Origin of the sequence: Novosphingobium sp. YAF33 (assembly GCF_052113265.1) — a bacterium.
GTDB lineage: Bacteria > Pseudomonadota > Alphaproteobacteria > Sphingomonadales > Sphingomonadaceae > Novosphingobium.
In genome coordinates, this window is record NZ_JBFRCW010000006.1 from 435,265 (window position 1) to 449,222 (window position 13,958).

18 protein-coding genes are annotated in these 13,958 nt (G+C 65.8%); 3 read left to right on the forward strand and 15 right to left on the reverse strand.

The annotated features are described in order from the left end of the window. The first annotated feature begins 165 nt into the window (after positions 1-165). On the forward strand, positions 166-780 hold the full coding sequence (locus tag AB4Z00_RS14915; protein ID WP_442046423.1) for a hypothetical protein: 615 nt from the start codon (positions 166-168) through the stop codon (positions 778-780). Between the two features lie 126 nt (positions 781-906). Here the strand turns inward: AB4Z00_RS14915 and AB4Z00_RS14920 are convergent, their stop codons facing one another. The 15 genes from AB4Z00_RS14920 to coxB form a co-directional block, all read right to left on the reverse strand. After that, the gene (locus tag AB4Z00_RS14920; RefSeq protein WP_442046424.1) at positions 907-1,341 is read right to left on the reverse strand and encodes a hypothetical protein; all 435 of its coding nucleotides are present in this window, start codon (positions 1,339-1,341) and stop codon (positions 907-909) included. A 118-nt stretch (positions 1,342-1,459) separates the two neighbouring features. Further along, positions 1,460-1,906: a molybdenum cofactor biosynthesis protein MoaE gene (locus AB4Z00_RS14925; protein ID WP_442046425.1), complete on the reverse strand. Its 447-nt coding sequence runs from the start codon at positions 1,904-1,906 to the stop codon at positions 1,460-1,462. Position 1,907: 1 nt separating this feature from the next. Then, the gene (locus AB4Z00_RS14930; protein ID WP_314468288.1) at positions 1,908-2,144 is read right to left on the reverse strand and encodes a MoaD/ThiS family protein; all 237 of its coding nucleotides are present in this window, start codon (positions 2,142-2,144) and stop codon (positions 1,908-1,910) included. Position 2,145: 1 nt separating this feature from the next. Beyond that, entirely contained in the window at positions 2,146-3,150 is a 1,005-nt protein-coding gene (gene moaA / locus AB4Z00_RS14935) for a GTP 3',8-cyclase MoaA (RefSeq protein WP_442046426.1), read from the reverse strand. A gap of 36 nt (positions 3,151-3,186) precedes the next feature. Then, entirely contained in the window at positions 3,187-3,507 is a 321-nt protein-coding gene (locus AB4Z00_RS14940) for a Rossmann fold domain-containing protein (protein WP_442046427.1), read from the reverse strand. 3 nt (positions 3,508-3,510) lie between these two features. Beyond that, positions 3,511-3,882 (reverse strand): dihydroneopterin aldolase, encoded by a 372-nt coding sequence (locus tag AB4Z00_RS14945; RefSeq protein WP_134094150.1) that lies wholly within the window; start codon positions 3,880-3,882, stop codon positions 3,511-3,513. Positions 3,883-3,908: 26 nt separating this feature from the next. Next, entirely contained in the window at positions 3,909-4,811 is a 903-nt protein-coding gene (locus tag AB4Z00_RS14950) for a class I SAM-dependent methyltransferase (RefSeq protein ID WP_431568534.1), read from the reverse strand. Next, on the reverse strand, positions 4,811-6,211 hold the full coding sequence (gene thrC / locus AB4Z00_RS14955) for a threonine synthase (RefSeq protein WP_442046428.1): 1,401 nt from the start codon (positions 6,209-6,211) through the stop codon (positions 4,811-4,813). The genes AB4Z00_RS14950 and thrC overlap by 1 nt, the downstream gene beginning before the upstream one ends. A 209-nt stretch (positions 6,212-6,420) precedes the next feature. Then, a complete protein-coding gene (locus AB4Z00_RS14960) occupies positions 6,421-6,987 on the reverse strand; it encodes an SURF1 family protein (protein WP_134093819.1) in 567 nt (188 codons plus the stop codon). 100 nt (positions 6,988-7,087) lie between these two features. Next, complete coding sequence (locus AB4Z00_RS14965; RefSeq protein ID WP_132268062.1) at positions 7,088-7,909, reverse strand: cytochrome c oxidase subunit 3; 822 nt, start codon at positions 7,907-7,909, stop codon at positions 7,088-7,090. A gap of 89 nt (positions 7,910-7,998) precedes the next feature. Continuing rightward, positions 7,999-8,604, reverse strand: coding sequence for a cytochrome c oxidase assembly protein (locus AB4Z00_RS14970; protein ID WP_132268061.1), 606 nt, complete (start codon positions 8,602-8,604; stop codon positions 7,999-8,001). Further along, positions 8,604-8,735 carry a hypothetical protein gene (locus AB4Z00_RS14975; RefSeq protein WP_279388332.1) on the reverse strand — a complete coding sequence of 44 codons (132 nt, stop codon included), beginning with the start codon at positions 8,733-8,735 and terminating at the stop codon, positions 8,604-8,606. Before AB4Z00_RS14975 ends, AB4Z00_RS14970 begins: the two co-directional genes overlap by 1 nt. An 11-nt stretch (positions 8,736-8,746) precedes the next feature. Beyond that, complete coding sequence (locus AB4Z00_RS14980) at positions 8,747-9,658, reverse strand: heme o synthase (RefSeq protein WP_132268059.1); 912 nt, start codon at positions 9,656-9,658, stop codon at positions 8,747-8,749. After that, positions 9,655-11,286, reverse strand: coding sequence for a cytochrome c oxidase subunit I (locus AB4Z00_RS14985; RefSeq protein WP_442046429.1), 1,632 nt, complete (start codon positions 11,284-11,286; stop codon positions 9,655-9,657). Before AB4Z00_RS14985 ends, AB4Z00_RS14980 begins: the two co-directional genes overlap by 4 nt. A 27-nt stretch (positions 11,287-11,313) precedes the next feature. Next, positions 11,314-12,378: a cytochrome c oxidase subunit II gene (coxB, locus tag AB4Z00_RS14990; protein ID WP_132268055.1), complete on the reverse strand. Its 1,065-nt coding sequence runs from the start codon at positions 12,376-12,378 to the stop codon at positions 11,314-11,316. 207 nt (positions 12,379-12,585) lie between these two features. Here coxB and pyrE point away from each other — a divergent pair, with 207 nt between their 5' ends. Both pyrE and AB4Z00_RS15000 read left to right on the forward strand, forming a co-directional pair. Beyond that, the gene (gene pyrE / locus AB4Z00_RS14995; RefSeq protein WP_132268053.1) at positions 12,586-13,170 is read left to right on the forward strand and encodes an orotate phosphoribosyltransferase; all 585 of its coding nucleotides are present in this window, start codon (positions 12,586-12,588) and stop codon (positions 13,168-13,170) included. A 47-nt stretch (positions 13,171-13,217) separates the two neighbouring features. Then, positions 13,218-13,958, forward strand: coding sequence for a pyridoxine 5'-phosphate synthase (locus AB4Z00_RS15000; protein WP_132268051.1), 741 nt, complete (start codon positions 13,218-13,220; stop codon positions 13,956-13,958).

A 13,958-nucleotide genomic window follows, 5' to 3' on the forward strand; every position in this document is an offset into this window, starting at 1 on the left:
TTGCACGGGGTACCGGAAAGAAGGGTGCCGTTAGTCCACCACCCGATTCGTGTCAACCAAGGAGTCGCCCGGCACAGGCCGCGAAACGCGATTCAACCCGGACATCCGCATGGATGGCCTTGGATTGGCCCTCGCGATCGGCCATGACCATGCTATGGCAGCACCATGACCCGCGTACCAGCCCGTTTCCAGCCGCTGACCCCGCCCTGCCCCGCGAATCGGAAGGCTTCCCCCATAGCCGCGCGAACGCTGGCGCCCATGCAGCCCCTGGGGGCTCTGGCCCTCGGCATGCTGGCCCTTGGCCTGAGCGCCTGCTCGACGGCGGGGAGCTATCCCTCCCTGTCCTATCGCGCGGTGGAACGCTCTGCCATGCCCGCCGCGGCCGAGCCCACGCCGCCGCCCGTGCAGCTGCCCCCGCCCACGGCCGACCTCACCACCCGAATCGACGGGCTGGTTGCCGCCGCGCGCGACGCGGACAAGCAGTTCGCGGCCAAGCGCCCCGCCGCCGATCGCGCCGTGGCGGCCGCGGCCCGGTCCTCGCGCACGAGCGATGCGTGGATTTCGGCGCAAGTGGCCGTGGCGGCCCTTCAGTCCAGCCGCGACAGCGCCGTTGCCGCCCTGGCGGATCTCGATTCGCTCTATGCCGATGCCCGGCAGGCCGAGCCGGTGGACGAATCGCCCAGCGCCCTCGCCATCGATACCGCGCGCAGCCAGGTCCAGGGCCTCGTGAACACGCAGAACGACGTCATCACCGGCCTCGACGCCCGCCTCAAGACCTGAACCTCGCCCCACATTCCAAGGCGTCGAGACACGAAAAACCCCTCCCCCTTGCGAGGGAGGGGTCGTCCGAACGGACCGTTCCCGACCGGAAGCCCCCCGGCTCAGGTCGGGAAACGGGAGGCAGGATCACCTCAGGGCGACTATGACCGCGACGGCCAGTCCCCAGCCCAGGATCAGCACGGGAAGCAGGAGGACCTGAACGGTCGCCTCGCCCGAAGTCAGCCTTCCGCTCGAAGTTTCGATGCCGCGCGCGCGGAACTGCGCCCAATCGGGCGGCGCGGTATCGTTTGCGGGCTTCATGCGCGTCCAGTAGCTGGCCAGGGCGAAGGCGAAGACGACGAAACCCGCAAAGATCACCATCGGGATCGCCAGTTCCGGATTGAGGAACGAGGCGGCCATGACGCCGATGAAGCCGAGATAGAGCGCGACGGTCGCGAGGTAGAGGCCCGTCGGCAGGCCGAAACCGCGATCGACGGTCGCAGGCGACGGGTTGGCGCCTGCGGGTAAGCTGACCGCGATGGCCAGCTCGCGAAGTCGTTGCTTGTCGAGACGTTGCGTCATGGCGTGATCTCCTTGTGGAGCACCCATGGGCCGTTTACGCGCCGGAGGAATTGATGCCGGTCAAACCGCGGAAAAGTTACGAAACGGGGTCCGCTTCAGGCAATCGGACGCTCCGCGATCAGGCCCAGCGCGCGAGGTCTTCGATGTCCTGCGGGCGCGGTTCGATCCAGCGCCATTCGCCCGCGACTTTCTCGCGCTTCCAGAACCACGATTCGCTCTTGAGATGGTCCATCGCGAAGTCGGCCGCAGCGAAAGCATCGCGGCGGTGGCGCGCGGCAGCAGCGACCAGGACGATCGGGTCACCCGGCTGCATGGTACCGCTGCGATGGATGACCAGCAGGCCGTCCAGCGACCAGCGCTCACGCACTCGCGCGGCAAGCGCTTCCATCGCGGGCAGGGTCAGCGGCGCATAGTGCCGCAGTTCGAGCGCTTCCACGCCGCCGCCCTCGCGAACCTGCCCCAGGAAGCTGACGATACCGCCCGCCTGCGGCACCCCCGCGGCGAACTGGCGCAGCGCTTCGGCAGGATCGAAGGGATCGGTGGACAGGCGAACGGTGCTGCTCACCTCAGCCGCCGGAAACCGGGGGAAGGAAAGCCACTTCGTCCCCCTCGCGCAGTTCCACGTCGCCTTGCACGAGCGTGCCGTTCACGGCGTAGCGGATGCGCGGTTCCTTGACGGCGGCGGAAAGGTCCGGCTCCAAGGCTGCGATCACCGCCGCCAGCGAAGGTGCGAAGGGTACCACGCGGCCGGAGCTGCCGGCCAGATCTTCCAGCCGGCCGAGAAACACGAGTTCAAGCGCCATGTCAGCCGCCTGTCATCGACATGTGCCGGGCCAGCGCCGGCGCCGCGCCGCGCCGGTCGATGGCGAAATGGTGACGCTCCGGCTTGATCCGCATCGCCGTGTCGAGAGCGGCGTCCAGCCCGGCCTGCGGATCGGCGCTGCGCAGCGCCGCACGCAAGTCCACCTGCTCGTTACCACCGAGGCAGGCATATAGCTGCCCGGTCGCCGTGACGCGCAGGCGGTTGCAGCCCTCGCAGAAATTCTGGGTAAGCGGCGTGATGAGGCCCAAGCGGCCGCCGGTTTCCGCCACGTCGAAGTAGCGGGCGGGGCCGCCGGTGCGGTGGAGACTGGGATGCAGCGTCCAGCGCTCCTCGAGATCGGCGCGAACTTCCGACAAAGGCAGGTAGTGGTCGAAGCGGTCTTCCTCCACTTCGCCCAGCGGCATGACCTCGATCAGCGTGGATTCGAATCCCTGGCCGTGAGCCCAAGCGACGATCCGGGGAATTTCCCGCTCGTTCACGTCCTTGAGCGCGACCGTGTTGATCTTCACCCGCAAGCCAGCCGCCTTGGCGGCTTTCAGGCCTTCCAGCACTTGCGGCAGCGAATCGCGCCGGGTCAGCTTCTCGAACGCCGCGCGGTCCAGCGTGTCGAGCGAGACGTTGATTCGCCGCACACCCGCCGCGAACAGGTCGTCCGCGAATTCGGGCAGGCGCGTGCCGTTGGTGGTGAGCGTCAGTTCTTCCAGGCCGTGGCCCAGCTTGCGGCCGAGCGCGCGGACCAGTTCGATCATGTCCCGCCGCACCAGCGGCTCACCGCCGGTCAGCCGCAGCTTGGTCACGCCGCGCGCAATGAACCCCAGCGACAGCTCGTGCAGTTCATCCAGTGTGAGCACGTCCTTCCTGGGCAGGAAGGTCATGCGTTCCGGCATGCAATAAGCGCAGCGCAAGTCGCACCGATCCGTCACCGAAAGCCGCAGATAGGTGATTCGGCGCTGGAACTGGTCAATGAGAGGCGCAGCAGTGCTCATGGAAGCCCATATAGTAGGCCCCGTGCGCCATTCCCATCAAGCGAAAGAATGGGAGCCGTCGAGGGGGAGGTATTGCCCGGTCACGCCCGGAGCCTCGGCCAGCCACGCAGCGGCGGCGGCAATGGCCGCCTCGCCTTCTCCGGTCAGGGCGTTTACCCGCCGCGGCGCGTGGCTGCGGGCCAGCGCCTGGATCACGGACAGCCGCCAGCCGCGATGCTCGTGCCCGGCCGGGGCGAAGACCAGCGTCAGGTCAGCCTCCGCCGCCAGCGCGGCGCGGACCTGCGGCAGGATATCGGCATGGAACTGCGCGGCGGCATCGAGCGGGTCTTCCGCCAGAGGTCCGACGCGCAGGATCACGGCTCAGCGGCGATGCCGGGTGAGCGTCATGCCGATCTTCTCGCCCGCTTCGGCGATCGCGAGCTTGACGATCTTCACCGTCACGGCCTCGACCCGCTCGTCCTGGAGGAACAGCGTTTCGCAGACGTGATCGGCTACGGCTTCGATCAGCTTGAAGTGGACGCCCTGCGGCAGCGCTTCGCTGGCCGCGAACTTGAGGTCCATGTAGTTCTTGCTGGCCGTGAGCGGGGTATCGGGCGCGTAGCGATCGATGGGCTTCAGCTGCACGGAGATCGTGAAGCGCAGCGGCTGCGGCTTGCCGGTCTCTTCCGAATAGATGCCGGTAAGGACATCGTGTTCGAAATCGGCGACTTCCAGAATGAGCGAATCGGTCATGGCGGTGAGGTGCATGGCGGGGGCCTTTAGCCGTTATTGCGCCAGCGCGCGAAGATTGCCGTCGGCAGCAAGCGGCCCCCGTCCTTTTCGGAGACGCCGTCCTCGCGAACGGAAAGGTCGCCGTGCTCGATGGTGCCCGGCAGGTCGCGGAACAGTTCTTCCATCAGCCCGGCCAACGCCAGCGAGGACATGCGCACGGCATAGACGGTGAGGAACAGGAACTTGCTGTCCGCGTCGAGCAATTGGCGGCAATCGGCGAGCAGGCCGGGGAGGTTCTCCTCCAGGCGCCACGTCTCGCCGGTCGGGCCGCGGCCGAACTTCGGCGGATCGAGAATGATGCCGTCGTACCGCTTGCCCCGGCGCACTTCGCGCGCGGCAAATTTGGCGGCATCGTCGATCATCCAGCGAACCGGACGATCCTGAAGCCCGGCCAGCGCCGCATTCTCGCGCGCCTGGCCGACCGACTTCTTCGACGCATCGACATGGGTGACGGGGCCGTGCGCCGAAAGCGCCAGGGTGCCGACGCCCGTGTAGCCGAACAGGTTCAGCGTATTGGCATCGTCGCGACCAGCCAGCATCTCGCGCATCCAGTCCCACACCGGCGCCATGTCCGGGAAAAAGCCGAGATGGCGGAACGGCGTGCACTGCGCGGTGAAGCTCACTTCGTTCCAGGCAAGCGGCCAACCGTCACGCGGCACGGCCTTGTCGAACTGCCAGCGGCCGCCGCCGTCCTCGTCCGAACCGGGCACGAATTCGCCGTGCGCATCCCAGTTTTCAAGGCGCGGAGTCCACATCGCCTGCGGTTCGGGGCGCACGAAGCGGTAGTCGCCATAGCGCTCCAGCTTGCGGCCGTGGCCCGAATCGACAAGGCCGTAATCGTCCCAGCCCTCTCCGGCGAGGATGACGGGTTGGGTTTCGAGCCGTGCCATCAGACCTTCGGGCTCGCGTGCTCGGCCACGAAATCGGCGATCGAATCGTAGTCGCCGGTGAGTTCGACGCACTTCTCTTCACGCTCGAACAAGTCGCCGACGCGCGCGGGCAGGCCCGAGCGCTGGCCGGTGGCACGTTCGACGGCGTCGGGGAACTTGGCGGGATGCGCGGTCGCCAGCGTGACCACCGGGACGCTCGCGTCGATTCCGGCGTTGCGCGCCGCGAACAGGCCGCAGGCGGTATGCGGATCGATGAGTTCGCCGCAGTTCTCCCAGGCCCAGCGGATGGTGGAGGCCATCTCGTCGGCATCGGTACGGGCAGAAGCGAACAGCGCGGCCGCGCCCTCGCGCTGCGCATTGGTGAGCTGCATGGCCTTGGTCGCTTCGAATCCGGCCATCTGCGCGGCGAGTGCCTGACCGTCGCGGCCGCCGAGGTCAAACAGCAGGCGTTCGAAGTTCGACGAGACCTGGATGTCCATCGACGGAGCGGCGGTGGGCGTGACGGTGCCCTGCGAATAGTCGCCGTCTGCCAGCGCGCGGTGGAGAATGTCGTTCACATTGGTGGCGACGATCAGCTTCTCGACCGGAAGACCCATCTGCGCGGCGACATAGCCGGCGAACACGTCGCCGAAGTTGCCGGTCGGCACCGAGAAGGCGGCCTTGCGGTGCGGCGCGCCCAGCTGGAGACCGGCAGCGAAGTAGTAAACCACCTGGGCCATCAGGCGCGCCCAGTTGATCGAGTTCACCGCGCCGATGGCGAAGCGGTCGGTCATCGCCTTGTCGTTGAACATGCGCTTCACGGTCGCCTGCGCGTCGTCGAACGAGCCGTCGATCGCCACGTTGTGAACGTTGGGTGCCAGCACCGTCGTCATCTGGCGGCGCTGCACGTCGGACACCCGGCCCTTGGGGTGCAGCATGAAGATATCGACCTTGGCGCGGCCGGCCACCGCGTCGATCGCGGCCGATCCGGTATCGCCCGAAGTGGCGCCGACGATCGTCAGGTTACGCTCCGAACGGCCGAGGAATTCCTCGAACAGCAGGCCCAGCAGTTGCAGCGCCACGTCCTTGAACGCCAGCGTCGGGCCATGGAACAGTTCCAGCACCCACTGCTGCTCATCGAGCTGCTTCAGCGGCGTCACCGCCTTGTGCGCGAAGCGGCCGTAAGCCTGGGTGGTCAGTTCCAGCAGCCGGTCGTAGGTCAGGCTGCCCTCGACGAAGGGGAACATGATTTTCGCCGCCAGCTCGGCATAAGGCAGGCCCGCCATCGCGGCGATCTCTTCGCCGGAGAAGCGCGGCCACTCACGCGGCACATAAAGGCCGCCGTCCGATGCGAGGCCGGCGAGCGTGGCGCCTTCGAAATCGAGCGCCGGTGCGCTGCCGCGGGTGCTGATGTAATCCATGGTGGCGCGGTTAGCCGCAGGGGCGCGAAATGAAAAGCCTGTCGTTGGGCTGGCGCGCGAACAATTCCTAAAGGGGGGCGTAGATCGGGACCGATCGACGCGGGCAACAAAGGCGCGGCCAGAGTGCAGGCAGCTCACGCCCTCCCTCGACGCCGCGCATCATCGCCTCGTGGCACGCCGCGCCCGCCGCCTGCGAATGGCGTGCGAGCTTACTTCTGCCCCCGCTTCATCAACGCCAGCGTGTAGATCACCAGCGCGGTCGCCGCGAAGAGGAACCACTGGATCGCATAGGCGAAGTGGTTGTTGGGAATCTCCGAGGGATCGGGAATGGCGTTCGCCTCCAGCCCTGCAAGCGGAGGAGTCGCCACGAGCCGAGGGCCCGGCGCCACGATGCCGTGAACCGGGCCGCCTTCCCAGCCGCCCGCCGCCATCGGCAAGCGCGACCATCCAAGCACGACCAGGGCACGGGTTCCATCCGCAAGGGTGCAGTCCGCCGTTTGTGCCGCGCCCGATTCGTCCTTGTCGTTGCGGCCGGCGATGCTCGAATGGCCGGTCACGGTCGCGCAGTCGAGCCGGGCGCGGCGGTACAGCAGGTCTTCCTGCCCGGCCCGATCGCGCGGCCATGCCACTTCCTGCGCCGCGCCTTTGGCGCTGGCGTAGTGCGCCAGCAAAGCCTCCTTCTCGTGAAGGCGGCGCAACTGCCAGAAGCCGAGCGAGACCATGACGGCCACCGCCACCAGCACCAGGAACGTGGGGATCAGGGGGATCGGGCGCATGGACGTTCCTTGGGTCATTCAACCGAAAGAGGGCAGACGCGGTGCGCGGCTGCCCTCCTGTTCGAACGATGGGACTGCCGTTGACCGGCAGGCCGGCCGGTCAGTGCGTGGGATAGCCCCAGCCGCCCCAGACGTAGATGGCGATGAAAAGGAACAGCCAGACCACGTCCACGAAGTGCCAGTACCAGGCCGCGGCTTCGAAGCCGAAGTGCTGGCGCGGCGTGAAATCGCCGTTGTAGGTGCGCTTCAGGCAAACGATCAGCATGATGGTGCCGACGATGACGTGGAAGCCGTGGAAGCCCGTGGCCATGTAGAAGGCCGAGCCATAGGTGTTCTTCCCGAAGGGGAAGGGCGCATGGATATATTCGTAAGCCTGGATGCTGGAGAACAACAGGCCGAGCAGGATCGTGGCCCAGAGCCCCTTCTTCAGCCCTTCGCGGTCACCGTGGATCAGCGAATGGTGCGCCCATGTGACGGTCGTGCCCGAGCAGAGCAGGATCAGCGTGTTGAGCAGCGGCAGGTCGAACGGGTCCATGACGGCTTCGATCGCCTTGGGCGGCCACTGGCCACCGACCACTTCGGCAAGCGTCGAAGGGAACAGCGAGAAGTCGAAGAAGGCCCAGAACCAGCCGACGAAGAACATCACTTCCGAAGCGATGAACAGGATCATGCCGTAGCGCTGGTGAAGCTGCACGACCGGCGTGTGATCGCCGGCATGGGCTTCATTGACGATCTTGGAGAACCACATGAACATCGAGGCGAGCAGGATCGCGAGGCCCAGCCAGGGCACGAACTTGCCGCCCGCCATGTCGTGCATGAACAGGACCATGCCCGAAGTGAACGTGAGCGCACCGATGGTGGTCGCCAGCGGCGCAATGTCCGGCGGCAGAATATGGTAATCGTGATTCTTGGTACCGGCCATGGTGCCTTCGTCCCCGTTCTCGAAACTTCAGTGTTCGATTCTTCCGGTGGGGTAATGCTCCCCCCGTGATTTGTTTCCCGTACCGGGACTTAACCGCCCGTTTGGCTGTGGTCCAGTGTCTTTGCATCCGAGGTGCTGGTGACATGGAAGGTATAGCTGAGCGTGATCTGCTCCACGTCCTTGTTATCCGGGTCGTTCAGGAACGCCGGATCGACGTAGTAGATCACCGGCATCTTCACCGCTTCGCCCGGCTGGAGCGTCTGCTCGGTGAAGCAGAAACACTGGATCTTGTTGAAGTAGCGCGCTGCCTGCTCGGGCTCCACATTGAAGCTCGCCGTGCCGGTGATCACTTTGTCCGAATCGTTTTTGGCCCAGAAAAGCGCCATGTCGCGCTCGCCGATGGTCACCGTGTCGGTGCGCTGGAGCGGCTTGAACTGCCAGGGCATGCCGCGCTCGACATTGGCGTCGAAGCGAATCGACACGGTCTTGTCGGTCACCTGCACGGCTGCCGCCTGCGCCTCGTCCGCCCGGCGGGTGGTGCCGTTATAGCCGGTCACCTGGCAGAAGATCCGGTAGAGCGGCACCGAGGCATAGCCCAGCCCCAGCATGCCGAGAGCCATCGACAGGGCGATGAAAGCGACGCGCCGGTTGCTGCGCGTCTTGCCGTCGGTGGAAGGAGCGGCTGCGCCTGCCATCAGCTCATCTTCGCGATCGAGATGAAGAACACCAGTACCACGAAGCCCGCCAGGCTGAGCGCCAGCACGCGGTTGCGGCTCCGGCGAATCTGCTGCGGCGTGCGGGGATCGGGCTGCTGGACGTCGTTCATGCTTCGATCTTTCACAGGACGATGAAGCGATCCACCACCAGCGCCGCGAACAGGGCGAAGAGGTAGAGCACCGAATAGGCGAAAAGCTGCTTTTCCGGCTTCATGTCATCGTCCGGCCCGCTGCGTTCGCGCAGGCCGACACGGATGGAAAGCGCCAGGAACAGCGTGGAGAGGACCAGGGCGGAAACGCCGTAGATCGCATGGGCACCGAACCACCAGGGCAGCGCCGAAAGCGGCAGCAGGAGGACGGCGTAGAGCAGGATCTGGTGCCGCGTCGCCTTCTCGCCCGCGACCACCGGCATCATCGGGATGCCGACTTTGGCGTAATCGCTCTTCACGAAGAGCGCGAGCGCCCAGAAGTGCGGCGGGGTCCAGAAGAAGATGATGGCGAAGAGCAGCACCGGCATCAGCGTGATCTCGCCGGTGACGGCCACCCAGCCGATCAGCGGCGGGAAGGCCCCGGCGCCGCCGCCGATCACGATGTTCTGCGGTGTGCGCGGCTTGAGCCAGATCGTGTAGATGACGGCATAGTAGACGATCGAGATCGCCAGGATCGCGGCGGGCAACCAGCCGACTGCAAAGCCCATCAGGAAGACCGAGACGGCGCAGAGCACGCCCGCGAAATCGCGCGCGGTCGTGCGGTCCAGCCGGCCTTGCGGCAGGGGGCGCTTCGCGGTGCGCTTCATCCCGGCGTCGAGATCGGCCTCCCACCACTGGTTCAGCGCGGCGGCACCGCCGGCGCCCATGGCGATGCAGAGGATGGCGGTGAAGGCGAGGACCGGATGGATCCGTTCCGGCGCGGCAAGCAGGCCGCAGAGGCCGGTGAAGATCACCAGGCTCATCACCCGCGGCTTGGTCAGCGCGAAAAGGTCGCGCCAATCGGCGGGGAGCGTTGCGGCGGGAGAGGGACTCGTTGTCGTCATGGTGGTTGGCCCCATACACCCGCAAAGTCGCGAAAAGCGAGTTCCTTGCGAATCGGGCGTCGTCCCGGGTCAGCCCCGTAGAGCATGTTGATCAGCCAGACCACCAGGCTGGTCGCCATGACCATGTAGCCGATCGTCGCGACGTGGTTCCAGTGCTGGTACGCCTCGGCATAGTCCGGATAGCGACGCGGCATGCCCTGCAGCCCGAGGAAGTGCATCGGGAAGAAGATCATGTTCACGCCGATGAAGAAGATCCAGAAGTGGACGTGGGCGAGGAACTCGGAATGCATCCGGCCGCTCATCTTCGGGAACCAGTAGTAGAACCCGGCGAAGAGCGCGGTGACGGCACCCAGCGACAGCACGTAGTGGAAGTGCGCCACGACATAGTAGGTGTCGTGCAGCACGTCGTCGACGCCGCCGTTCGCCAGCACCACGCCGGTCACGCCGCCGACGGTGAAGAGGAAGATGAAGCCGATGGCCCAGACCATCGGGCTCTTGAACTCGACCGAACCGCCCCACATCGTCGCGATCCACGAGAAGATCTTGATGCCCGTGGGCACCGCGATGACCATGGTGGCGGCGGTGAAGTACATCTTGGTGTTCACCGACATGCCGGTGGCGTACATGTGGTGCGCCCAGACGATGAAGCCGACCACGCCGATGGCGACCATGGCGTAGGCCATGCCGAGGTAGCCGAACACCGGCTTCTTCGAGAAGGTCGAGACGATCTGCGAGATGATGCCGAAGCCGGGCAGGATCATGATGTAGACTTCGGGGTGGCCGAAGAACCAGAACAGGTGCTGGTAGAGCACCGGATCGCCGCCGCCCGAAGGATCGAAGAAGGTGGTGCCGAAGTTGCGGTCGGTCAGCAGCATGGTGATCGCGGCCGCCAGGACCGGCAACGAGAGCAGCAGCAGGAAGGCGGTGACCAGCACCGACCACACGAACAGCGGCATCTTGTGCATGGTCATGCCGGGAGCACGCATGTTGAAGATCGTGGTGATGAAGTTGATCGCGCCCATGATCGAGCCGGCACCGGCAAGGTGCAGCGCGAAGATGCCGAAATCGACCGCGGGACCGGGCGAGCCGGTGGTCGAGAGCGGCGCATAGACCGTCCAGCCGGTACCCGCGCCGAGACCCGTGCCGCCGGGCACGAAGGCGGAGCACAGCAGCGAGATGAAGCCCGCCACGGTCAGCCAGAACGAGATGTTGTTCATGCGCGGSARGGCCATGTCCGGCGCGCCGATCATGAGCGGCACGAACCAGTTGCCGAATCCGCCGATCATCGCCGGCATGACCATGAAGAACACCATGATCAGGCCGTGGGCGGTGATGAGCACGTTCCAGACATGCAGCGTCGAGTTGAAATCAGGGTTCGTCGCGCCGAACCAGCGCGCGAAGATATCGAGGTACTGGATGCCCGGTTCGGCCAGCTCGATGCGCATCATGCCGGAGAAGGCACCGCCGATGATCCCCGCGAAGATCGCGAAGATCAGGTACATCGTGCCGATGTCCTTGTGGTTGGTGGACATGAACCAGCGCGCGAAGAAGCTCGGCTTGTGGTCGTGGTCGGCATGGCCGTGATGATCGGCATGCCCTTGGAAATGTTCTGGAACGGTGGTTGCCATGGTGGAGCCCTGTCCTTCGATTCGCGCTTATTCTGCTGCGGCGGTGGCTTCGGAGGCCGAGGCCTCCGTCGCTTCGGCCGTGGCGACGGCGCCAGGGCTCATTGCGGGTGCCGCTGCTGCTGCGGCAGCGGCGGGCTTGGCCTGTCCGTCGATCACGCCGCCGGCGTGCGTCAGGACCCAGGCATCGTACTGGGCGCGCGGCAGCGCCTCGACCGCGATCGGCATGTAGCCGTGCTTGGCGCCGCACAGTTCCGAGCACTGGCCGTAATAGACGCCGGGCTTTTCGACCAGCAGCACCTTTTCGTTGATGCGGCCGGGCACGGCGTCGAGCTTGAACCAGAGCGAAGGCACGGCAAACGAGTGAATCACGTCCGCCGCGGTGATCTGCAGACGGATCGGTTCGCCCACCGGCACGACCATGCGGTTGTCCACCTCAAGATGCGAGGGGCCGTCCCAGGGCTTGGAGCCCACTTCGCGCACGCCGTTGTTGATGATCGGTTGGCCGGGCAGGTTGAGCATGTTGGAGACGACCTCGAAGTCGCCATTGTCGGGATAGCCGTAAGTCCAGAACCACTGGTTGCCCGTGACCTTGATGGTCAGCGCGCCCTTGGGAGCCGGCTTGTACTGCTTGGCGATGAGGTCGATCGAAGGAACCGCGATGCCGATCAGGACCAGCACCGGAACCAGCGTCCACACCACTTCGAGGATGGTGTTGTGGCTGGTCTTGGAGGCCACCGGATTGGCGCGGCGATTGTAGCGCACCGCGATGATGACGATGAGCAGCAGCACGAAGAGCGTGATGACCGTGATGATCGGCATCAGCACGCCGTCGTGGATCCACTCGCCATATTCGCCGAGCTTGGAAAACTGCTGCTGGAGGCCGATTCCGCCCTCTACCGGCATGCCGATGCCGGGGGTCGGCTTCAGCGGCGTATAGCTGGCGACGGGTGCCGGAACGACAGCCGAAGCAGCCGGCGCCGCGATTGCGGAAGAAACTGCCAAAGTCGACGAGAACGCCATGGCCGCGACGGAATATAGACCGAGAGCTCTTGCAGCCTCGCCCAAAGTACGAACGGTTTTGCCCAATATCATGGTTATAGCGCTTCCGTTTTCTTTATGAACGCCCAAGTGAGTCGCCTCCCAAGCGCGCACCCCTATTGCGGAGGCTTGGTGCCCCCCTTCACCGGGGGCTATACGCGGCCTTGCCGCCTGTCTCAAGCGCCTCTAGGGGATTTTTGACGCAAGCGTCCATGACGCCCTGCCAGAACATTGCAAATTGCACCAAAGGATTACCCGTCGATGCAGGAAGAAGAAGTCCTCGCCGAGTTCCGCGCCAGCAAGGCCTTGCTTGAGGGGCATTTCCTGCTTTCCTCGGGTCGACACAGCGCTTTCTACCTCCAGTGCGCCCGCGTTCTGATGAACCCGGACCGCGCCGGGAGACTCGCCGTCGCCCTGGCTGCAAAACTCCCCCACGATATTCGCAAGTCCATCACCAAGGTCGTCTCGCCGGCCATGGGCGGGGTCATCATCGGCCAGGAAATGGGCCGCGCCCTCCAGGTCGACGCCATGTTCGTGGAACGCCCGACCGGCACTTTCGAACTGCGCCGCGGCTTTTCGCTGGAAGCGGGCGACAAAGTGCTGATGGTGGAGGACGTGGTCACCACCGGTCTTTCCAGCCGCGAGGCGATCAAGGCCATCGAGGAAGCCGGCGGCGAAGTGGTCGCGGCCGCATCGCTGATCGACCGTTCGGCGGGCGCGGTGGACCTCGGCGTGCCCTTCTTCCCGCTGGTGGCGCTGAACTTCCCGACGTACGCCGCGGACGAGCTGCCGGCCGAACTGGCCGCAACCCCCGCGATCAAGCCGGGCAGCCGCGCCCAGCCCTGATCCCCGCCGATCTTCCGCCCGCCCCCTATCCCGTTCAGGATGAGCGAATGAACGTCCTCACCCCTTCCCGTCTGCGTCTCGGTGTCAATATCGACCACGTCGCCACCATCCGCAACGCGCGCGGCGGCGAGCATCCCGATCCGGCGCGTGCCGCGCAGATCGTGGCCCAGGCGGGGGGTGACGGCATTACCGTCCATCTGCGCGAGGATCGCCGCCACATTCGCGACGAAGACCTCCAGCGGGTGTTCGAGGCCACCGGCCTGCCGATCAACCTCGAAATGGCCGCCACCGACGAGATGCTCGAGATCGCGCTGCGCCACCGGCCGCATGCCGCCTGCATCGTGCCGGAGCGCCGCGAGGAACGCACGACCGAGGGCGGACTGGATGCGGCCGGCCAGCACAACCGGCTCGCCCCGATCGTCGCCCGCCTGTCGGACGCCGGCATCCGCGTCAGCCTGTTCATCGCGCCCGAGCCTCGGCAGATCGAAGCGGCGATGAAGCTGGGCGCCCCGGTGGTGGAGTTCCACACCGGCGAATATGCCCATGCCGAAGGCGAGCAGGTTGCGGTGGAACTGCGCCGCATCGTCGACATGGCCGCGCTGGCCGCGAAGAACGGCATCGAGCCTCACGCCGGCCACGGCCTCACGTACGACAACGTCCAGCCAGTGGCCGCCATTCCGCAACTGGCGGAACTCAACATCGGCCATTACCTTATCGGTGAGGCGATCTTCTGCGGGCTGGAAACCAGCGTGCGGAAAATGCGCCAGTTGATGGACGAGGTTCGGTGA